Source organism: Pseudoduganella lurida (assembly GCF_007830455.1).
GTDB lineage: Bacteria > Pseudomonadota > Gammaproteobacteria > Burkholderiales > Burkholderiaceae_D > Rugamonas > Rugamonas lurida.
In genome coordinates this window covers 1,515,451-1,535,549 of sequence record NZ_VLLB01000001.1, presented here as the reverse complement: position 1 = coordinate 1,535,549, position 20,099 = coordinate 1,515,451, and the positions used below count along the sequence as shown (strand labels likewise).

Below are 20,099 nucleotides of genomic sequence, written 5' to 3'. Positions count from 1 at the left end.
GTGCCTGTGAGAAAATGGCGGTTTTGCCAGGTCAAGAGAGAATTATGTCACAAGCGAACGAACCTTCCGTCTCCGCAGCAGATGGTCAAGCACCCGCGGCGCCGCAGCGCCCGAACGAAATGAACCTGGTCTGGGTGGACATGGAAATGACAGGCCTGGAGCCGGACACGGACCGCATCATCGAAGTGGCCATCGTCGTCACCGACATGCACCTGAACGTGCTGGCCGAAGGCCCGGTGTTGGCCATCCACCAGTCCGATGCGACGCTGGATGCGATGGATTCCTGGAACAAGGGCACGCATGGCCGTTCGGGCCTGATCGACAAGGTGAAGGCGTCGACGATCTCGGAAGAGCAGGCGGAAGCGGAACTGATCGCGTTCATGAAGCAGTGGGTGCCGGCCGGGAAGGCGCCGATGTGCGGCAACACGATCGGCCAGGACCGCCGCTTCATGGTGCGCTACATGCCGAAGCTGGAGGCGTTCTTCCACTACCGGAACATCGACGTGTCCACCCTGAAGGAGCTGTGCCGCCGCTGGAAGCCGGAAGTCGTCTCCGGCTTCAAGAAGGCCCAGAAGCACACGGCGCTGGCCGACATCATCGAATCGATCGAAGAGCTGAAGTACTACCGCGAGCACTTTATCAAGCTGTAATGAGCAAGCTGTAATGAGCAAGCTGTAATGAGCAAGCTGTAATGAGCAAGCTGTATTGAGCAAGCTTTGATGCGCAAGCCGTGACGCGGCGACAGAGCCCGCGTCACGGCGCCCGACCCCACGCGAGGCCCTGCGCGCCACTGGCTCGGCAACAGGTGCTGAACCGTGCGCGTGCGTACGGAGCGGGGCCGGTGGTCCCTCCATGCTGTGCAGCAGGGAGGGAACCATGAAAAAAACATTACTGCGCCTGGCATTGGCCGGCGCCATCTGCACCGCACTCGCGGCCTGTTCACCATTGCGCACGCTGAGCGCACTGACGCCGGCCGGCGACAGCAGCGCCACGCGCGACGTCGCCTTCGCCCCCGGCTTGCAGCTGGACGTGTACCGTCCCGACAAGGTGACGGCCGTTCCCGCGCCGGTGGTGGTGTTCTTCTACGGCGGTAACTGGACCAGCGGCTCGCGCGGCGAATATGCCTTCGTCGGCAAGGCGCTGGCAGCGCGCGGCATCGTGGCGGTGATTGCCGATTACCGCCTGTATCCCCGCGCGAAGTACCCGGACTTCCTGGACGACAGCGCGCAGGCCGTCGGCTGGGCGGTGCGCCACGCGGCGGAGCAGGGCGGCGATCCGCACCGTATCTTCGTGATGGGCCACAGCGCCGGCGCCTACAACGCGGCGATGCTGGCGCTGGACGAGCGCTGGCTGGCGCGCGTGAAGCTGGCGCCGTCGGCACTGCGCGGCTTCATCGGCCTGGCGGGGCCCTATGATTTCCTGCCCGTGACGAGTGCCGAAGTGCGGCCGGTGTTCGACTATCCGGACACGCCGGCCGATTCGCAGCCGGTCGTGCACGTGACGCGGCACGCGCCGCCGTCCCTGCTGCTGGCCCCCATCAACGACCGCACCGTCAACCCGCAGCGCAACACCGGCGGGCTGGCCGCGAAGTTACGCGAAAAAGGCGATCAGGTCGAAGAGCGCTACTACCCGCGCGTGTCGCACGTGACCTTGCTGGCCTCGCTGGCAGGGCCGGGGCGCTGGCTGGCGCCCACGCTCGATGACGTGGTGGCGTTCATCGACGCGCACTGAGCTGCTGGCGGGGCCGTAATGCTTACTGCGCCGCCGGCTCCGCGCCGCAGCACTTCTTGTACTTCTTGCCGCTGCCGCAGGGGCAATCGTCGTTGCGGCCCACCTTCGGCTCGTCGCGCTTGACGGTGCTGACGGCGGCCTTGCGGCGCGGTACCCAGAACTTGTGGATGGCCGGCAGGTTGGCTTCGATGTCCAGCGCCAGCTTGTGCGCCTTGACCGGGTCTTCCACTTCCGGCAGCTCGTCTTCCTGGATCTCGTCCGCGCCCAGCAGGTAGATCGGGCGCATCAGCGGGGCGAGCTCGGAATCGAAGATCTCGTCCCACGAACCGGCGCGCAGTTCCATGCCTTCCCAGAAGCCCCAGCACCACGCTTCGCCGTCGATCAGCGTCTGGCCTTCGTGCTCGTGTTCGACGAACAGGGGCTCGAATTCCTTCGGCGCCACCTCGAACGTGACCAGCACCTCGTTCATGAAGCGCATGATCAGGTTGACGATGCGTTCTTCTTCCTTGCCGTTCTTGAATTTCGGCGCCTGCTTGCCGTCCTCGCCCCAGACACGCGGCAGCCATTCGGCCGGCATGATGGTCTCCGGACCGATCGCGATGGCGGTGAGGTAACCGTGCAGGTGGTCCATCGTCATCGAGTCCTCCGGGCTGCGCTCGCCCAGCAGGAAGGTGTCCAGTTCGTCGAAGTCTTTGTCGCTCAGCGGCTGATCGAGTTGCATGTGTGTCTTTCTAAAGTAATCCGGCAGTATACGCCCCCCGCCGTACAATGGCGAGATGACGAATTCCAGCCTCCCTCCCGCCGCCCATCCGTTTTCCACCCTGGGCCCCGACATGGTGCTCGACGCGCTGGCCGCTGTCGGCCTGTACGGCGACGGGCGCCTGCTGGCGCTGAACAGCTACGAGAACCGCGTCTACCAGGTGGGCATCGAGGACGGCAAGCCGGTGGTCGTCAAATTCTACCGGCCGGGCCGCTGGAGCGACGCCGCCATCGGCGAGGAACATGCCTTCATCGCCGAGCTGCACGGCGCCGAGATTCCCGCCGTGCCGCCGATGACCATCGATGGCCGCACGCTGCACACCTTCGGCCAGTTCCGCTTCGCCGTCTTCGAGCGCCATGGCGGCCGTGCGCCGGAACTGTCCGACCGCAACGTGCTGGAATGGACGGGCCGCTTCATCGGCCGCATCCACGCGATCGGCGCCACGCAGCCGTTCCGCCAGCGGCCCCCGCTGGACATGACCACCTTCGGTACCGAATCGCGCGACTACCTGCTGCAGAACGCCTTCCTGCCGGCCGACCTGGTGGATGCCTACCGCAGCGTCGCCAGCCAGGCGCTGGAAGGCGTGCGCCGCAGCTATGAACGGGCCGGCCAGGTACCGCTGATCCGCCTGCATGGCGACTGCCACGGCGGCAACGTGCTGTGGACGGATGCCGGCCCCCATTTCGTCGATTTCGACGATGCGCGCATGGGCCCGGCGGTGCAGGACCTGTGGATGATGCTGTCCGGCGAGCGTTCCGAGATGGTGGGGCAGCTGTCCGACATCCTGGCCGGCTACGAGGATTTCTGCGACTTCGATCCGCGCCAGCTGTACCTGGTGGAAGCGCTGCGCACGCTGCGGCTGATGCATTACGCGGCTTGGCTGGCGCGCCGCTGGGACGATCCGGCGTTCCCCGCTGCCTTTCCCTGGTTTAACACGCAGCGCTACTGGCAGGACCGCATCCTGGAGCTGCGCGAGCAGGTGGCGCTGATGGACGAGCCGCCGCTCTGGCCAGTCTGATAGCGCGGTGACAACCCCTGAATAAGGGGGCAAAACCCGCTTTGCTCGCCGGCTCGACCGGTGTGGCGCCGTCCCATAATGACAGCTCGAAAATCCCTCTTCAGCGAGACTGTCATGCACGCACAACTGGCCCACCCCCTGCACGTCGCCTATTCCGCTGACGAGGCCGATCTCGATCACGACCTGAGCGTCCCCGCCAACGACGAAGCCAAGCCGGCCCGTGCCGAGGCGGAGCTGCGCGCCATCCAGCAGGCGATTGCCCGCGTCGAGGCGGAAGCGAAGGCCGCGTGCGCCGCCGAGAACCGCGCCCATGCCGAGTCCCGCGCCCGCACGCTGGCCGAAGACCGCGCCGCGATGGATTCCGCCGCGGCCGCCGTCGCGCTGCAGAATGCGCAGGCTGCCGAAGACGTGATCGCCGCCAACCGCGAACGCCTCGAAAGCCTGCGCGCCGCGGCCAATGCCAGCGTGGCCAAGCTGGAAGCGGTGAAGCAGGAGACCGCCGAGCTGCGCGCCCGCGTGGAAGCCGACAACCAGATCCGCCAGGCTGCCGAACTGCGCGCCCGCGCCGAAGAGGAAAGCCGTCGCCGCGCCACCGAACAGCTGGAAGCGGAGGCGCAGTTCGCCGAGCAGGCCAGCCGCGCGGCGGACGAACTGAAGAAGGAAACCGAACAGGCGCGGCTGCAGGCCGCCGAACGCGTCGCCGCCGTGCAGGCCGCCAAGGATGAAGTGATCGGCATCGCCAGCGCCGATGCGCGCATGGCCACGCTGGCCCGTGAACGCGAACGTCACGCCTTCTCGGCCCGCCAGACGGCCCAGCAGCTCGCCCAGGTGGAAGGCGAGGCGCTGGAAGCGACCCGCCAGCGCGAGCGCGCCGACCAGGTGGCACTGGAGTCGGCCTTTGCCCGCGCCGCCGCCGAAGTGCACGCGGCCGAGGAAGCCCGCGCGCTGGCCCACCTGGAACAGGAACGCGAAGCGATCGCACTGGCCAAGGCGGAGTCGGACCGCAGCGCCGCGCTGTCGCTGCGCCTGCGCCTGCAGACGGAAAAGGAAATCCGTGACGCCGCCCAGCACCGCGAGCGCCTGGAAGCGATGGCCGCGACCACGGCCCAGGCGCGCCGCGATGCCGATGCCCGCATCATGGCCGCCACCGAAGCGCGCATCGCCGCCGACCGCGAGCTGCATGTCGTGGCCATGGGCCGCGTCGAGGCGGAGCAGCAGGCCGAATTCGCCACCCGTTCGAAGCTGGACGCCGAGCGTCACGCCACCGAGCAGGCGCAGCTGCGGCAGCAGGCCGAACAGGCCGCCGCCGATGCGGCCGCGCTGGAAGCGCAGGAACAGCAGCGTGCCGCCCGCCTGGCCGATGAGCGCGCCGAACTGTCGCACGCCGCCGTCGAACTGGCCCAGGCGAAGAACGATGCGGAAGCGGCCGAAGTGACGGCACTGGCCGAACACGCGGCCGCGCTGGATACGGCCAACGAGCTGGCGCGCCAGAAGGCCGAGCATGCGGCCCGCCTCGTCGATGCGGAGCAGGCCCGTGCTGCCGCAGAAGGTGAAGCGATCGCCGCGCTGAAGGCACGCCTGACCGAAGAAGAGCGTGCCGTGGCCGCTGCCGCCACGCGCGCCGCCGCCGAACGCGAACAGGCCGAAGCGCTGGCCCGCGATGCGGCCGCCGATACCCGTCGCGCCGAGGCACTGCGCCAGGAAGCGGCGGCACTGGCCGTGATGACCGAACAGAAGGAAGTGGAAGCGCAGCAGAAGGAAGAAGCCGCGCAAGCCGCTGCGGCGCAGGCGCGGCTGGCCGTCGAGCTGTCCGAAGTGCACCGCGAACGGGCGCAGGCGGAACAGGCCAAGGCTGCCGCCACGCAGGCCCAGGTGGCTGCCGAGCGCGACTTCGTCACGCAGGAACGCGCCGCGCTGGCGCTGCTGGAAGAACGCACGGCGCAGCAGCGCGCCACCGCCGCGGCCGACGAGGAAACGGCCCGTGCGCTGGAAAGCCGCATGGCCTCCGAGATCGCCATCGCCACCGCCGCGCGCGACAAGGCCGATGCGGAAATCGCCACCGCCACGATGCTGCGCGAACGGGAAACGCTGGAAGCCGCCGCCGCTTCGGCCGCACAGGAGAAGGCATCGCACCAGAAAGCGCTGCTGGACGCCGCGCGCGCCCACGCCGACATGCAGCGCAAGGCCGCCGACACGACCGCCGCGCTGACGGCTGCCAAGCAGGCGCTCCTCGACCAGGAAACCCGCCGCTACGAAGCCGCCCAGCGCGCGCTGGCCGCCGTGCAGCGCAAGCTGGAAGCGTAACAATCGGGGACAGCCACCTATTTCCGGGCAATCTTTCCTGAACTCGGGGACTGTCCCTCATTTCGGGAAATATTTCCTGAAAATGGGGACTGTCCCCTGTGTCGCTTATCCAACAAGCGTGTCAAAGTTGGAATCGGGAACGCGACTATCCCCCATAGCGAGCAATCTTTCTTGAAAAAGGGGACTGTCCCCGATGTCGCAGTGTCGTATCCGGTATACAGACTACCGCTGCGCCACTATCCGGCTCGGCGCAGTATCGGGCTCACCGAACGACTGCCGGCACCTCCTTGTGCTGGGCATACATGAGGTAGGCGCGCATGCCGATCGCATCGGATGGCTGCATGGCGGTCGAGGAGTTTGGGGGCGCGACCTGATTTCCAAGAAATCTTTCCTGAAAAAGGGGACTGTCCCCGATTTTGGGAAATATTTCCTGAAAATGGGGACTGTCCCCGACGGTTAAGTGTCGTTTCCGCGATACGGATTACTGCTGCACCACCACCCGCTCGACGTAGTACTCGGTCTCGCCGAAGCAGTTGGTGGGCACGCCCTTGTGCTGGGCGTACGTGAGGTTGACGCGCTTGCCGATGGCGGCGGAGAGCTGCGCGGCGATCGCGTCGTCGCGGGCGCTGAACAGGAATTTTTCCGGGATCGCGCCCGGCATCGAGGTCAGCAGCAGCTCGCCTTCCCACGTCTTGCACAGCCAGCCCACCTTCGAGAATTTCTGCAGGTAGCCGGCCCGCTCGCCTTCCGAGTACGCGAAATTGAGCGTGGAGGCCACCCAGGCCCAGAAGACGAGCGCGGCGACGACGACCAGGCCGACGAGGATCAGGAGAGGTGAGAAGCGGCGTCGCGTCATGGCATTGGCACAATGGCAAAGTTGAGATGGTGCGATCTTACTGCATCACCTCCTGTTGTGATACGCGTTTGCGGTACTTCACCGAGGAGTACAGCGACACCGCGATGAAGGCCACGCCGGACAGCCCGGTGAACCATTCGGGAATGTGGTACTTCACGCTGGCGAGCATGATGAGCGCCAGGATGCCGATCGCATAGTGGGCGCCGTGTTCCAGGTAGATGAATTCGTCCAGCGTGCCCTTGTGCACCAGGTAGACGGTCAGGGACCGCACGTACATCGCGCCGATCGCCAGGCCCAGCATGATGATGACGACATCGCTGGTGATCGCGAACGCGCCGATCACGCCGTCGAAGCTGAACGAGGCATCCAGCACTTCCAGGTACAGGAAGCCGCCGATGCTGCCGCGCTGCACGACCTTGCCGATATCGACGTCCGACTCCTTTTCCTCCAGCAGCGACGACAGCCAGCCCACGCCCACGTACACGGCGATGCCGGCCACGCCCGCATACAGCACCGAAAAATGCTTCGCTTCCGGCACCAGTTCCACGCACACGCAGATGGCAATCAGCGCCAGCAGGATCGACAGGCTTTCCGTGCCCACGCTGCCGGCCTTTTCCTCGAACCAGCCGATCCAGTGCACTTCCTTCTCCTCGTCGAACAGGAAGTTCAGGAACACCAGCAGCAGGAAGGCGCCGCCGAACGCGGCCACCTCGGCATGCACGTCCATCAGGTGGCGCGAGTATTCCTGCGGCGTCGTCGTTGCCATCGTCCAGACCTGCAGCAGGTCCAGGCCAGTCGCCACGGCCACGATCGCCAGCGGGAAGATCAGCCGCATGCCGAACACGGCCACAAGAATGCCGACCGTCAGGAACAGCTTCTGCCAGAAGGGATTCCAGTCCTTCAGCACGGAGGCATTCACCACCGCGTTATCGAAGGACAGCGACACCTCCATCACCCCCAGCACGCCCGTGATCCACAGCGCCGTGAGCAGGCCGTGTACCCCGCCATGGCTGTAGCCCCACCAGCCTGCCAGCCCCATCAGCACCACCGTGACGATGATGGAAATCCTGAAATGTTTCATTCCCCGTGTCCTTATCGTTAGGATATTTATATTGAAGTGGGGCGATTCTACCGGACCTGCTTTCGGCGCGGAGCCGGCTTCTGCGATAATGCCCGATTGCCAAGAATTAACCCTTATTCGACCATGGACCTCGCCTATCTCGTCACCCCGCTGATCACCTGGATCACCGTCGGCCCCATCAAATTCCTGATCAACAGTGCCAAGGCCCGCAAGTGGGCGTTCAACCTGGTCGGCAACGGCGGCTTCCCCAGCAACCACAGCGCCGTCGTCTCCAGCATGGCGACGCTGATCGCGCTGCGCGAAGGCATCGGCCATCCCGCGTTCGGCGTGGCCGTCACGCTGTGCTTCATCGTCATTATCGACGCCAACAGCCTGCGCCAGCACGTGGGCCGTCAGGCGGCCGCCATCAACCGCCTGGCCGACCGGGAGCCGGTGCCGGAAGCGGGCCGCAAGCGCCTGCGGGAACGAATGGGCCACACGGTGGTCGAAATCTGCGGTGGCCTGGCGACCGGGATCGCGATCGGACACCTGGTGTACGCCCTGTTCGCCCGAGCGTAAACCGGCCCCGGCGGACGTTGCCGGACGTCCGCCCGAAGCAGCAGCACACCCTTCCAACCCGGCCGCCGGCACCGGTCTTTGCAGTCTGTCCACGCTTTTCAACAGTCCAGCCACAATTTCCCGCAGTCTGGACCCGGGCGAATTGACCTCGTTTGCCCACTCGGAGATACTCGCCGCTCATGGCCGGAAAGATAACAACGGCCAGCATTCATAACAGCACTCGGTCCAAACCTTCCGGAGATTTCCCCATGTTGCGAATTACCCTGATCGCTCTCGCCATCGCCACGAGCCTCGCCGCCTGCAGCAAGCCCGACGCTGGAGGGGCCAAGGACGGTACCGCCCAGGCCGGCAAGGACGCGAAGGGACCGAAGCTGCTGATCTCGCCGGAAGACCTGCTGACCGTGCAGTCGAACGCCTTGGCGTCGGGCCCCGTCATCACCGGCTCGATCCAGCCGGAACGCCGTGCCGACCTGCGCGCGGAAGTCTCGGCGATCGTGCTGCAGGTGCTGAAGGAAAACGGCGAACCGGTGCGCAAGGGCGACCTGCTCGTGCGCCTGGACGACACCTCGATCCGCGACAGCCTGGGCTCTTCCGAGGAAGCCGTGCGCAACGCCAAGCAGGTCGTCGACCAGGCGCAGCGCATGCTGGACCGGAACAAGACGCTGCGCGCCTCGGGCATGACGTCGATGCAGGCGCTGGAAGATGCCGAGGTGCGGCTGAACACGGCGCAGAGCGAGCTGGCGGCCGTCAAGTCGCGCACGGTGGGTGCCCGCCAGACGCTTGACCGCACGCTGGTGCGGGCACCGTTCGATGGCATCGTCAGCGACCGCAAGGTGTCCAGCGGCGACACGGCGCAGATCGGCAAGGAGCTGATCAAGGTGATCGACCCGAACAGCATGCGCTTCGAGGGCCTCGTCTCGGCCGACAAGATCGGCATCGTCAAGGTGGGCCAGCCGGTGCTGTTCCGCGTGAACGGCTATCCGGGCCAGAATTTCCAGGGCAAGGTGAAGCGTGTCGACCCGGCCGCGAATGCCGTCACGCGCCAGGTGGAAGTGCTGGTGGAATTCGCCGAGCGCAACCAGCCCCGCGTGGCCGGCCTGTATGCGGAAGGGCGCGTGGAGACGGCCACGACGGATGCGCTGATGCTGCCGGCCTCGGCCATGGTTGAGGCGGGCGACAGCAAGTACGTGTGGCGCATCAAGGATAAAAAACTGTCGAAGGTGAACCTGGCGATCGGCACGCGCGACGAGCGCACCGGCTTCTGGGAGGTCAAGAGCGGCCTGGCATCTGGCGACATGGTGCTGCGCGCGCCGGGCGCCACCGTGCATGACGGCCAGGCCGTGGAGCTGGTAACGCCGAAGAACGTGGCGGCCGCGAACGGCGGCACCGGCGCCGCCAAGGGCAACTGAAGAACAACCAGGAAACCACCCAATGTTCCTCTCCAATTTCAGTATCAAGCGGCCGATCGCCACGATCGTGCTGATCATCGCCATGATGTGCCTGGGGCTGATGGCCCTGAAAAAACTGCGCGTCAACCAGAATCCCGATGTGGAGGTGCCCGTGATCGTGGTCTCCATCCCGTATCCAGGCGCGTCGCCGGAAACGGTCGAGCGGGAAATCATCAACCGCATCGAGAAATCGCTGCAGAGCATCACCGGCGTCACGGAAACCAACAGCACGGCCAACGAGGGCTCGGCCCAGATCGTGCTGAAGTTCACGTTCACCCGCAACCTGATCGAGGCATCCGACGACGTGCGCAATGCCATCGCCGCGGTGCGCTACAAGCTGCCGCTGGAGATGCGCGAACCGGTGCTGCGGCGCGTCGACGTGTCGGCCCAGCCGATCATGCAGCTGTCGCTGTCGTCCAAGACGCAGAGCCACGCCGAGATCTCGCGGCTGGCCGAGGACGTGCTGGCCGACAAGCTGCGCGGCGTCGATGGCGTGGCCAACGTGAGCGTCGACGGCTCGCTGCGCCGCGAACTGTCGGTGCTGCTGAACGCGGAAAAACTGCGCGAATACAATGTGTCGATCAGCGACGTGACGAACGCGTTGCGCATGCAGAATACCAATGCGCCGGTGGGCAAGCTGCGCGGCGCGCTGGACGAGAAGAGCATCCGCCTCGTCGGCCGCATCGAACGGCCCGAGGACTTCCAGCAGGTCGTCGTCAAGCGCAACGGCGGCGAGCTGGTGCGCCTGGCCCAGGTGGCCACCATTGAGGATGGCTTCGCCGAGATCAACGGCATGTCGATGCGTTCGAACCAGCCGAACGTGGGCCTGTCGATCATCCGCACGCGGGAAGCCTCGACGGTGGCGGTATCGAAGGCAGTGCATGCGATGGTCAAGGAAATCGAGCCCACGCTGGCCAAGGGCACCACGCTGGACATCACGGACGACGGCGGCGAGGATGCCCAGAGCAGCCTGAACAACGTGATCGAGGCGCTGGTGCTGGGCGCCGGGCTGACCATCTTCGTCGTGTACGCCTTCCTGAACTCGTGGCGCTCGACGCTGATCACGGCGCTGTCGCTGCCCACCTCCGTGATCGCCGCGTTCATCGGCGTGTGGCTGTGCGGCTTCACGCTCAACTTCATGACCCTGCTGGGCCTGTCGCTGGCGATCGGCGTGCTGATCGACGATGCCATCGTGGTGCGGGAAAACATCGTGCGCCACATGCAGATGGGCGCCGACCGCCGCACGGCCGCCATCAACGGCACGGCCGAGATCGGCCTGGCCGTGGCCGCGACCACGTTCTCCATCATGGCCGTGTTCATCCCGGTGGCCTTCATGCCCGGCATCACGGGCGAGTGGTTCCGGCCGTTCGCGCTGACCGTCACGTGCTCGGTGGCCGTATCGCTGTTCATCTCATTCACGCTGGACCCGATGCTGTCGGCCTACTGGGGCGACCCGCCGGGCCACCACGAGATGCCGCGCAAGGGTTTCGAAAAGGTGCTGGAACGGTTCAACACCTGGTTCGACCACCAGGCCGACCGCTACGGCAACGTGATCGCCTGGGCGCTGCATCACCGCCGCTGGATGGCTGTCATCGCCGTCGTCACCTTCCTGGCCGCCATCGGGCTGCAGGCCAAGTTCGGCGGGGCCAGCTTCGTGCCGTCGTCCGACTTCGGCACCATCGCCATCGATGTGCGCACGCCGTCGTCCAGCAGTGTCGAGTACTCGCAGCTGAAGATCATGAAGGCGGCCGAGATGGCCCACTCGCTGCCGGAAACGACGGAGACGAACAGCTACGTGAACCTGTCCGGCGGCCGCATCTACGTGAAGATCGGCAAGAAGAACGAACGCGAGCGCTCCGCCGCCGAAGTGGCGCAGGACCTGCGCGGCAAGCTGGCCCAGCTGGTGGGCGCCGAGTACACGGTGCTGGACGACCTGGCCAATGGCGCCCGCAAGCCCGTGCAGATCGAGTTCACCGGCGAGGATTCGCGCAAGCTGATGGAACTGACGGGCCGCTTCATGGACGAGCTCAAGAAGGTGCCGGGCGCCGTCGACGTCAGCCTGTCCGAGCAGGATCCGAAGGACGAGCTGCAGATCGAGCTGAACCGCGGCCTGGCCAACTCGATGGGCATCGGCGCCGGTGATGCCGCTGCCGCGCTGCGCGTGGCCTTTGCCGGCATCGAAGTGGGCGACTGGGTCGATCCGACGGGCGAGACGCGCGACGTGGCCGTGCGCCTGGCGCCGGAAGACCGCACCAACGCGGCCAGCATCGAGCGCCTGCCGATCGCCGTCACGGGCACCAACCAGATGGTGCCGCTGGACCAGATCGCCACGATCACGATGGGCAAGGGTCCTTCGCAGATCAAGCACAAGGATGGGAAACGCGTGATTTCCGTGTCCGCCAACGTGCAGGGCCGTTCGCCCGGCGAGGTGACGGCCGATGCGATGAAGCTGGCGCGCAGCATCGACTTCCCGCCGGGCTACGGTCTCGCCGTGGCCGGTTCGGGCAAGGACATGCAGGAAGTGTTCACGGAGATGGCGATCGCGCTGGTGGCCGGCATCGGCCTGATGTACCTGATCCTGGTGATGCAGTTCGGCTCGTTCACGGCGCCGCTGGCCGTGATGCTGTCGCTGCCCCTGTCGCTGATCGGCGTCGTCATCGCGCTGCTGGCCACGAAGAGCACGATCAACCTGATGAGCCTGATCGGCGTGATCATGCTGATGGGCCTCGTCGCCAAGAACGCCATCCTGCTGCTGGATGCGGCCAGGAAGCGGGAAGAGGAAGGCTTCGGCCGCGAGGACTCGCTGATGTATGCCGGCCGCATGCGCCTGCGCCCGATCCTGATGACGACCTTCGCGCTGATCGCCGGCATGCTGCCGGTGGCGATCGGCCACGGCGAGGGCGGCGAGTTCTACCGCCCGCTGGCGATCTCCATCATCGGCGGCACGATCACCTCGACCTTGCTGACCCTGCTGATGGTGCCCACGTTCTACGACAGCATCGAGATCACCCGCGACCGCATGTACGCCAAGTTCGGGCGCCGCGCGGCGCGCTGGAACACGGCCGTTGCCGGCGTGCTCACGTTTATCGAAGCCATCCTCGCGCTGACGCTGGTCCGGCTGGTGTTCCGCCTGATCGTGCGCGGCGGGCGCTTCGTCACGGGCCGCAAGCAGACCCCGCCGCCGCCACCGCCGCTGGCCGAAGCGGCGTAACGTCCCGAAGGCCGCTTCCAGCGGCCTTTTTCATTCCCGCCACTGCCAAGCCCGTGTCCCGGTGCCAGGCACCGTGCCAACGCATTTTCCCCACTGCCGAGCCCGTGTCCCGGTGCCAGGCACCAGGACATTCCCTCCGCTGTCGCGCCCGTGTCCCGGTGCCAGGCACCGTGCCATTTTCCCGTACTGCCGAGCCCGTGTCCTGGTGCCAGGCACCAGGACATTGCCTTCTGATTAACCCTTGTTTTGCAACGAAAAATCCGCGCCTGTCCAGTCGGGCACGGCAGTGAATCGCCCCATAAGCACATTTGATACATCCTGCGTTGCGAAAAGCGAACGTTCGTATCAAAATTTTTCCGGCTGGTGTATTCTTGCGCCGGGCGGCCCCAACGTTGGAGGGCGCACCGAACCGTTTTGCCCGCAGGGACCGCAAGCAGCATCTGCAGCCAGCATCAGGCATTGAGCAAAAAGAAACAGGAGCGAGACTCGTGAACAAGCATTCCCTTACCCTCATCATTGCGGCTGCCCTGGCGGCCGTTTCCGCATCGGCCGGCGCTTCCGGCTACCGCTTCGGCTCGCAGAGCGTGTCGTCGCAGGGCACCGCCGAAGCGAACGGCGCCGAGGCGGCCGATCCGTCGACCATCTTCGCCAACCCGGCCGGCCTGTCCCGCCTGGAAGGCCGCCAGCTGCAGGGCGGCGTGACGGCACTGGTGCCGCATTCCACGTTCAACGACAGCGGTTCGACCCGCTTCACGGGCGGCCGTACGGGCGGCCTCACGTCGCAGGACGACTACGCGCCGGAAGCGGTCGCCGCACCGTCGCTGTACTACAGCCAGAAGATCAACGACCAGTGGACGGCCGGCTTCGGCATGTTCGTGCCTTACGGTACCAACCTGTCGTACGACTGGAACTGGTCCGGCCGTTACGCGCTCACCAACATCAAGCTGACGGCCATCACGCTGAACCCGTCGGTCGCGTTCAAGGTCAACGAGCGCCACTCGTTCGGCTTCGGCATCGATGCGGAATTCATGAAAGCCAGCCTCGGCCAGGGTGTCGACGTGCCGGGCTCCATCATCGCCGCGCAGGCCACGGGCACCGGCGTCGTGCTGGCCCGCCAGATCGCCGCGCTGGGCGGCAACCCGGCCCTGCTGGGCACGGCAGGTGACGCGCACGCCAGCGTGGAAGGCAAGGACTGGGGCTACGGCTTCAATATCGGCTACCTGTACCAGCCGGCCGAGGGCACCCGTTTCGGCGTGGCCTACCGCTCGTCGATCAAGCACGAGCTGCGCGGCGGCGCGATCTGGGACTTCTCCACGATCACCAGCGACCAGGTCGTGAACCGTGTCGTGCAGGCTGCATCGCACCACGTGAATTCCGCCGCGCTGGTGGAACTGCGCACGCCGGAAACGCTGTCGCTGAACGGCTACCACGAGTTCAACAGCCAGTGGGCCGGCATGGCCGACCTGACGTGGACGCGCAACTCGCGCATGCAGAACATCGACATCCAGTTCCTGGGCACCACCTCGGGCGACGAAGTGATCCGCCAGCAGTGGAAGAACACCTGGCGCTTCGCGCTGGGCACCAACTACAAGCTGAACGAGAACGTCACGCTGCGCGGCGGTATCGCGCATGACCAGGCACCGATCAACGGCGTCGCGCTGCGTCATGCCGCGCTGCCGGACGCGGACCGCAACCAGCTGTCCTTCGGCGCCAACTGGAAGCTGTCGCCGCAGTCGTCGATCGACGTGGCGTATTCCTACCTGGACTTCAAGGACGCCACCGGCAACTACACGAACCTGTGCCGTCCTGGCCTGGAAACCTGCACGGGCAATGGCGAAACGACGCGCGGCACGTGGCGCACGCACATGCAGCTGCTGGGCCTGGCGTACAACTACAAGTTCTAAGCCGTACGCAGCAAAAAAAAAGCCGGCACCTGCGAAGGTGCCGGCTTTTTTACGCCAGGCGTTTTACGTGCGCGGCTTTACATCCGCCGCTTACGTCCACCGTTTACGTCCACCGTTTTACATCGACCGTTTTACATCGACCGTTTTACATCGACCGTTTTACGTCGGCCGAGTTACGTCGGCCATTATTGCGGTGGGGTGGTGGTGCCGCCCGTGCCGGTGTTGGTGCCGCCCGGGGTGGTGGTGGCGCCTGGCGTGGTGGCGGTGCCCGGCGTGGCCGCCGGCGTGGTGGTATCGCCCGGCATCGGCGTGGTGGCCGGTGCGCCGCCCGTGGTACCGGCATCGCCGCTGGTGCCGCTGGCCGGTGGCGTGGCAGGGGCCACCGGCGTCGTGCTCGTATCCGGCGTGGCGGCCGGGGTGGTGGCCGTCGTGTCGGCCGCTGGGTGATCCGCATCGCGGTTCTTGCAGCCGGCCAGGGCAGCGCTGCCGATGACGGCAGCCAGGATCAGTGCGGACGTTTTGCTCAGCTTAATCATGTCGATTCCTTTCAAGTGGGTGGTGCGACAGCATGCCGGCACGGTGATGGGCTACCGTTGGACCGCCAGCATGGTTGCCGGTTCGAGATGTGCCTGATCGTCTTGCCGCTTGTTCCCTCAGGCTGGGGCAAGCGTCCTCAACAGCGCCGGTACTTCGGCCGAGATTTCCCGTGCCAGGTAACCCAGCACCCCGTACCGGATGGACAGCTGCTCGCCGGCGGACGCATGCAGCGCCACGCCCCAGGCAGCCGCCTGTTCCAGTGCCGCCCCGCGGGCCACGAGACCGGCAATGATGCCGGCCAGCGCGTCCCCGGAGCCCGAGATCGCCAGGCCGACATTGCCGCCCTGGTGTTGCCACTGCCGCCCGTCGGGCGCGGCGATGACGGTCGTGGCACCTTTCAGTGCCACGATCGCGTTCCAGCGCTGCGCGGCTTCCCGTGCAGCTTCCTCCGGCGCGGCCGCGATGTCCTTCTTGTCGCGGCCGGTCAGATAGGAAAGTTCACCCGCGTGCGGTGTCAGCAGCACCGGTTCCGCAAAGCGAAAATGCTTCATGTCCTTCGTCTCGTCCAGCAGATGCGGTTCACCCTGGGATTTCACCGCCCCCATGGCCGCCGCATCCAGCACGACAGGCGTGCCGGCAAAGCGGGGCAGCAGGGCATGCACCAGCTCGGCCGTGGCCGCATCGTCCTGCATGCCCGGGCCCACCAGCAGCGCGCTGGCCTTGCCGGCCAGGTCGCCCAGCTCGCGGGCCGCCGCCAGCGTGAAACCGCCGCCGGCCGTTTCGGCCAGGCCGATCACGCGCGACTCCGGAATCGCCATCGCCACCAGCGGTGCGATGGAGGCGGCCGTGGCGATGGTCAGCTTGCCGGCCCCGGCGCGCAGGGCGGCGGTGGCCGCCAGCATCACGGCGCCCGGCATCTCCTTCGCGCCGCCCACGATCAGGATATGGCCGCGGCCTTCCTTGTCGTCGTCGAACGACGGTTCCGGCAGGGCCCACTGGCGCAGCGTGCGGGCGGTGATGTCGATGGTGTCCTGGTTCATGCTTAGGCTTTCGGTGCGGCGGGTTGGTCCTTGCTCACGGTGACCGGCGTGCCGGTTTCCGTCAGCGGCGCCACGAAGTTCTGCAGGTCCAGCACCAGCTTGCCGCGCTTGCCGGCAGCCGGGTCGAACCGGTAGGAGGTGACGCTGCAGTTCGGCACGTCCGCGGCGCGGTCGGTGGCGAGGATGGTTTCCTCGTCCATCCGTTCCAGCAGGTAGCGGAAGCAGTTGACGATCACCTGGTGGCCCACGATCAGCACGCGCTCGTTGCGGTATTCGCGGGTAAGCATGTCCAGCATGCTGCGCAGGCGCAGGATCACGTCGCACCAGCTTTCGCCGCCGGGCGGGCGGAAATAGAACTTGCCCACGTGGCGGCGCTGTTCGTTCAGTTCGGGATACTTGTCGGCGATGCCCAGCGGCGTGAGGCGGTCGACGATGCCGAACTCCTTCTCGCGCAGCCGCTCGTCGGTGACGACGGCCAGCAGGTCGTCGCGCTCCAGCTGGTCCACGATCGCGCGTGCCGTCTGGCGCGCCCTCACGTACGGCGAGAACAGCACCACGTTCGGGCGCTCCTCCGGCGGCAGGGCGGCAAACCACTGGCCCAGCGCCTCGGCCTGGCGTTCGCCCAGGGCGGACAGGGGCACGTCCATGTCGCGTTCCGCAATGTCGATCAGGAACTGCGAAGCCGCTTCCGCCGCTTCACGGGCGACGTTGCCGGCACTCTGGCCGTGCCGCACGATCCAGATCTGTTGGGGCCACTTTTGTTCCATTGCCATCCGTCCTGTGATTCGGTGGGCGAATACTAGACGAAAGCGCAAAACCGTGGCGCAAGCGTACACGCCGGCTCGGGGCCGGCGTGCTGGTGGTGAAGGGAGGAAAGATTACGCGGGCTGCACGTCTTCGTCCGGCTCGACATCGGCGTCGAACACGGCATTGTCCGTCTCGCCCAGCACGCGCGACGTGAGCGTGCCGGCGGTAATCGAACCGGAGACATTGAGGGCCGTGCGGCCCATGTCGATCAGCGGCTCGATGGAGATCAGCAGGCCCGCCAGCGCCACCGGCAGGTTCATCGTTGAAAGCACGATCAGCGCGGCAAACGTGGCGCCGCCGCCCACGCCGGCCACGCCCACCGAGCCGATGGTGATCACGGCCAGCAGCGGCAGCAGGAACGACGCCGTGAATGGGTCGATGCCCACCGTCGGCGCGATCATCACCGCCAGCATGGCCGGGTAGATGCCGGCGCAGCCGTTCTGGCCGATGGTCGCGCCGAACGAGGCGGAGAAGTTGGCGATGCCTTCCGGCGTGCCCAGGCGGTTCACCTGCGTCTGCACGTTCATCGGGATGGCGCCGGCGCTGCTGCGCGAGGTGAACGCGAACGTGAGCACGGGCAGGATCTTCTTGGCGAAGCGGAACGGGTTCAGGCCCGTGCCGGCGATGATGGCCAGGTGCACGCCGAACATCAGGGCGAGTGCGCAGTAGGAAGCCACCACGAAGCCGAGCAGGTTCAGGATATCGGTGTAGCTGGACGTGGCCACCACCTGCGCCATCAGCGCGAACACGCCGTAGGGCGTCAGGCGCAGTACCAGCGTGACGATGCGCATCACGATCGCATGGGCCACTTTCACGAAGTGATCGAACGACACGAACAGTTCCGGCTTCTTGTCGGCGATGCCGTGCGCGGCGATGCCGATGAAGACGGAGAAGATCACCACGGCAATGGTCGACGTCTTGCGCCCGCCCGTCATGTCGAGGAAGGGATTGGCGGGGATGAACGACAGGATCATCGACGGCAGCGAGATGGCCTGCGCATCGGCGACCTTGCCCTGCAGGTAGGTACCCCGCGCTACTTCCGCCGCATTGGCGGCCAGGCCGGCCGCCGTCAGGCCGAACAGCTTGGCCATCAGGATGCCGATGGCGGCGGCGATGGCCGTGGTGATGATGAGCGTGCCGATCGTCAGCACGCTGATCTTGCCCAGCGAGCTGGCGTTGCGCAGCTTCAGGATGGCACCGATGATCGACACCATGATCAGCGGCATCACGATCATCTGCAGCAGCTTGACGTAGCCGCTGCCCACGATGTCCAGGTAGTCGCCGGTGGTCTTGATGACGGCACTGTCCGCCCCATACACGGCCTGCAGCACGGCGCCCAGCGCCACGCCGAGGCCGAGCGCCGTGAACACGCGCACCGTGAAGGTGGCATGCACGCGCTGCTGGCGGTAGAGGAAGCCGAGCAGCAGCACGGCCACGGCAAGGTTGAGCAGGACGGCGGCAGTCATGGAGGGCCTTCTTGGGTGAGGTTATGAAATGATGTAAATAGTTTATTCGGTAAAGCGGTTTGGCATTGCTCGCCGGATTTTACCGCCGTTGACGGAATGGCGTGCGGCCCCGTTCGGTCGAAGCATGAGAATATTGCCGCATATCGATATTTGTGGAATGTTATGAAATTCATGCTGAAGCTGTTTGGCGCGGGCTATATCGCCGTGTCGGTGTTCTTTTTCATCTGCGGCGTGTGCCTGGTGGGCATGGCGGGATGGGAGATCTGGGATGCGCTCACGACGACGGAAAGCGCGCATCCGCGCTTCGTCTCCATCCTTGAATGTATCGGCCTGCTGACCATCGCCGTGGCCGCGTTCGAGCTGGGCCAGACGGTGCTGGAAGAAGAGGTGCTGCGCGAGGCCAGCATCAGCACGCCGACCCGCGTGCGCCGCTTCCTGTCGCGCTTCATGATCGTGGTGATCGTGTCGCTGTCGATCGAGTGCCTGGTGGCCGCGTTCCAGACGCTGCATGGCCGTGCCGACCTGCTGCCGCAGGCGGGCGTCATCGGTGCCTGCGCCGCCGCGCTGCTGCTGGCGTGGGGCGGGTTCGTGTGGCTGAATGTCTCCGCCGAGCACCTGGAACCGGAGGCCATGGAGGATGTGAAGGCGGAGGACGACAAGGTCGAGGCCTGAGGCGGCTGCGCACCGCGTCGTCAGGCCCGGCCTATCAGCATATCAGGCCTTGGGGGTATCGGGCCTGGCCTGGCGTGTCAGTCCGGCGTATCTGGGGCCGGCGTGTCAGGTCCGGCGTGTCAGGCCCGGCGTATCAGGTCCGGCGTATATTCTCCCGACCCTCAGGCGAGGGCCGGCTGGCGCAGGGCGCGCATGGCATGCAGCATGCGGCCGGGCAGGATGCCGCTGAGGGCGCCGGACAGGGTGCAGGCGGCGATCGCGAAGCCCGTGCGTGCCAGCAGTTCGGGATGGGTGGCCGAGAGTATGGCCAGCGCATATTTCGTCGCAAAGATGGTCATCATCAGGGCCAGCGGCAGCCAGCTGCCCGGCACGAACGCCAGGCCGGTGGCGCGTTCGATGCGCAGCGTGGACGGCACGTTCGCGGCCAGCAGCGCCGTGGCGGCCGCACCGGCCAGCCAGGCCACCGGCGGCAGGCCGTGCAGGCCGAAGCGCGAGGACAGGTCCGAGACCGACAGCGCCAGCAGGGCCAGCGGCAGGATGAACAGCTGGCGCACCGGCACGATGCGGTCGCGGCTGGCGGCGATGCCGCGCCATACCAGCACGCCGAGGATGATCCAGACGAAGGTGGGGGTGCGGGACAGGATGTGCTGGATGGCTTGCATGGCGGGCTCCGTGGTTGGGTTGCGATGGAGCCAGCATGCGGTTT

The 20,099-nt window shown here is 66.3% G+C and carries 17 protein-coding genes; 9 read left to right on the top strand and 8 right to left on the bottom strand.

What is annotated here, in order from left to right; all coding sequences use genetic code 11:
• Positions 1-44: 44 nt before the first annotated feature.
• Together orn and IP91_RS06705 are read left to right on the top strand one after the other, a co-directional pair.
• Positions 45-650, top strand: a complete 606-nt coding sequence (orn, locus tag IP91_RS06710) for an oligoribonuclease (RefSeq protein ID WP_199754501.1) — start codon at positions 45-47, stop codon at positions 648-650.
• 226 nt (positions 651-876) lie between these two features.
• Positions 877-1,731, top strand: a complete 855-nt coding sequence (locus IP91_RS06705; RefSeq protein ID WP_145647926.1) for an alpha/beta hydrolase — start codon at positions 877-879, stop codon at positions 1,729-1,731.
• A gap of 22 nt (positions 1,732-1,753) precedes the next feature.
• Here the strand turns inward: IP91_RS06705 and IP91_RS06700 are convergent, their stop codons facing one another.
• Positions 1,754-2,452 (bottom strand): UPF0149 family protein, encoded by a 699-nt coding sequence (locus IP91_RS06700; RefSeq protein WP_145647925.1) that lies wholly within the window; start codon positions 2,450-2,452, stop codon positions 1,754-1,756.
• Between the two features lie 55 nt (positions 2,453-2,507).
• Here IP91_RS06700 and IP91_RS06695 point away from each other — a divergent pair, with 55 nt between their 5' ends.
• Together IP91_RS06695 and IP91_RS06690 are read left to right on the top strand one after the other, a co-directional pair.
• On the top strand, positions 2,508-3,509 hold the full coding sequence (locus tag IP91_RS06695; RefSeq protein WP_145647924.1) for a serine/threonine protein kinase: 1,002 nt from the start codon (positions 2,508-2,510) through the stop codon (positions 3,507-3,509).
• Between the two features lie 114 nt (positions 3,510-3,623).
• Positions 3,624-5,813 carry a coiled-coil domain-containing protein gene (locus IP91_RS06690; RefSeq protein WP_145647923.1) on the top strand — a complete coding sequence of 730 codons (2,190 nt, stop codon included), beginning with the start codon at positions 3,624-3,626 and terminating at the stop codon, positions 5,811-5,813.
• Positions 5,814-6,294: 481 nt separating this feature from the next.
• Here IP91_RS06690 and IP91_RS06685 read toward each other — a convergent pair whose 3' ends face one another.
• Positions 6,295-6,669, bottom strand: coding sequence for a hypothetical protein (locus IP91_RS06685; protein ID WP_145647922.1), 375 nt, complete (start codon positions 6,667-6,669; stop codon positions 6,295-6,297).
• A 37-nt stretch (positions 6,670-6,706) separates the two neighbouring features.
• A complete protein-coding gene (locus IP91_RS06680; RefSeq protein WP_145647921.1) occupies positions 6,707-7,750 on the bottom strand; it encodes a DUF475 domain-containing protein in 1,044 nt (347 codons plus the stop codon).
• A gap of 123 nt (positions 7,751-7,873) precedes the next feature.
• Between IP91_RS06680 and IP91_RS06675 the strand changes: the two genes are divergently transcribed.
• The 4 genes from IP91_RS06675 (at position 7,874) to IP91_RS06660 (ending at position 14,871) form a co-directional block, all read left to right on the top strand.
• Complete coding sequence (locus tag IP91_RS06675; RefSeq protein WP_145647920.1) at positions 7,874-8,308, top strand: divergent PAP2 family protein; 435 nt, start codon at positions 7,874-7,876, stop codon at positions 8,306-8,308.
• A gap of 248 nt (positions 8,309-8,556) precedes the next feature.
• Entirely contained in the window at positions 8,557-9,717 is a 1,161-nt protein-coding gene (locus IP91_RS06670; protein WP_145647919.1) for an efflux RND transporter periplasmic adaptor subunit, read from the top strand.
• A gap of 22 nt (positions 9,718-9,739) precedes the next feature.
• Positions 9,740-12,967 carry an efflux RND transporter permease subunit gene (locus IP91_RS06665; RefSeq protein ID WP_145647918.1) on the top strand — a complete coding sequence of 1,076 codons (3,228 nt, stop codon included), beginning with the start codon at positions 9,740-9,742 and terminating at the stop codon, positions 12,965-12,967.
• Positions 12,968-13,455: 488 nt separating this feature from the next.
• Positions 13,456-14,871: an OmpP1/FadL family transporter gene (locus tag IP91_RS06660; RefSeq protein ID WP_145647917.1), complete on the top strand. Its 1,416-nt coding sequence runs from the start codon at positions 13,456-13,458 to the stop codon at positions 14,869-14,871.
• A 185-nt stretch (positions 14,872-15,056) separates the two neighbouring features.
• On the opposite strand, the gene IP91_RS06655 is transcribed toward IP91_RS06660, so the two are convergent.
• The 4 genes from IP91_RS06655 to IP91_RS06640 form a co-directional block, all read right to left on the bottom strand.
• Positions 15,057-15,407: a hypothetical protein gene (locus IP91_RS06655; RefSeq protein WP_145647916.1), complete on the bottom strand. Its 351-nt coding sequence runs from the start codon at positions 15,405-15,407 to the stop codon at positions 15,057-15,059.
• Positions 15,408-15,524: 117 nt separating this feature from the next.
• Positions 15,525-16,448, bottom strand: a complete 924-nt coding sequence (locus tag IP91_RS06650; RefSeq protein WP_145647915.1) for an NAD(P)H-hydrate dehydratase — start codon at positions 16,446-16,448, stop codon at positions 15,525-15,527.
• A 2-nt stretch (positions 16,449-16,450) separates the two neighbouring features.
• Positions 16,451-17,215, bottom strand: a complete 765-nt coding sequence (locus IP91_RS06645) for a histidine phosphatase family protein (protein WP_145647914.1) — start codon at positions 17,213-17,215, stop codon at positions 16,451-16,453.
• Between the two features lie 111 nt (positions 17,216-17,326).
• Positions 17,327-18,721, bottom strand: coding sequence for an L-cystine transporter (locus tag IP91_RS06640; protein ID WP_145647913.1), 1,395 nt, complete (start codon positions 18,719-18,721; stop codon positions 17,327-17,329).
• Positions 18,722-18,883: 162 nt separating this feature from the next.
• Between IP91_RS06640 and IP91_RS06635 the strand changes: the two genes are divergently transcribed.
• Complete coding sequence (locus IP91_RS06635) at positions 18,884-19,393, top strand: hypothetical protein (protein ID WP_145647912.1); 510 nt, start codon at positions 18,884-18,886, stop codon at positions 19,391-19,393.
• 161 nt (positions 19,394-19,554) lie between these two features.
• Here the strand turns inward: IP91_RS06635 and IP91_RS06630 are convergent, their stop codons facing one another.
• Positions 19,555-20,055, bottom strand: coding sequence for a DUF6622 family protein (locus tag IP91_RS06630; protein WP_145647911.1), 501 nt, complete (start codon positions 20,053-20,055; stop codon positions 19,555-19,557).
• Positions 20,056-20,099 lie beyond the last annotated feature (44 nt).

What these genes read in the sequence shown, in the direction of transcription:
- orn (WP_199754501.1), top strand. Translation starts at nt 45, where the DNA reads ATGTCACAAGCGAACGAACCTTCCGTCTCCGCAGCAGATGGTCAAGCA.
- IP91_RS06705 (WP_145647926.1), top strand. Translation starts at nt 877, where the DNA reads ATGAAAAAAACATTACTGCGCCTGGCATTGGCCGGCGCCATCTGCACC.
- IP91_RS06700 (WP_145647925.1), bottom strand. Translation starts at nt 2,452, where the DNA reads ATGCAACTCGATCAGCCGCTGAGCGACAAAGACTTCGACGAACTGGAC.
- IP91_RS06695 (WP_145647924.1), top strand. Translation starts at nt 2,508, where the DNA reads ATGACGAATTCCAGCCTCCCTCCCGCCGCCCATCCGTTTTCCACCCTG.
- IP91_RS06690 (WP_145647923.1), top strand. Translation starts at nt 3,624, where the DNA reads ATGCACGCACAACTGGCCCACCCCCTGCACGTCGCCTATTCCGCTGAC.
- IP91_RS06685 (WP_145647922.1), bottom strand. Translation starts at nt 6,669, where the DNA reads ATGACGCGACGCCGCTTCTCACCTCTCCTGATCCTCGTCGGCCTGGTC.
- IP91_RS06680 (WP_145647921.1), bottom strand. Translation starts at nt 7,750, where the DNA reads ATGAAACATTTCAGGATTTCCATCATCGTCACGGTGGTGCTGATGGGG.
- IP91_RS06675 (WP_145647920.1), top strand. Translation starts at nt 7,874, where the DNA reads ATGGACCTCGCCTATCTCGTCACCCCGCTGATCACCTGGATCACCGTC.
- IP91_RS06670 (WP_145647919.1), top strand. Translation starts at nt 8,557, where the DNA reads ATGTTGCGAATTACCCTGATCGCTCTCGCCATCGCCACGAGCCTCGCC.
- IP91_RS06665 (WP_145647918.1), top strand. Translation starts at nt 9,740, where the DNA reads ATGTTCCTCTCCAATTTCAGTATCAAGCGGCCGATCGCCACGATCGTG.
- IP91_RS06655 (WP_145647916.1), bottom strand. Translation starts at nt 15,407, where the DNA reads ATGATTAAGCTGAGCAAAACGTCCGCACTGATCCTGGCTGCCGTCATC.
- IP91_RS06650 (WP_145647915.1), bottom strand. Translation starts at nt 16,448, where the DNA reads ATGAACCAGGACACCATCGACATCACCGCCCGCACGCTGCGCCAGTGG.
- IP91_RS06645 (WP_145647914.1), bottom strand. Translation starts at nt 17,215, where the DNA reads ATGGAACAAAAGTGGCCCCAACAGATCTGGATCGTGCGGCACGGCCAG.
- IP91_RS06640 (WP_145647913.1), bottom strand. Translation starts at nt 18,721, where the DNA reads ATGACTGCCGCCGTCCTGCTCAACCTTGCCGTGGCCGTGCTGCTGCTC.
- IP91_RS06635 (WP_145647912.1), top strand. Translation starts at nt 18,884, where the DNA reads ATGAAATTCATGCTGAAGCTGTTTGGCGCGGGCTATATCGCCGTGTCG.
- IP91_RS06630 (WP_145647911.1), bottom strand. Translation starts at nt 20,055, where the DNA reads ATGCAAGCCATCCAGCACATCCTGTCCCGCACCCCCACCTTCGTCTGG.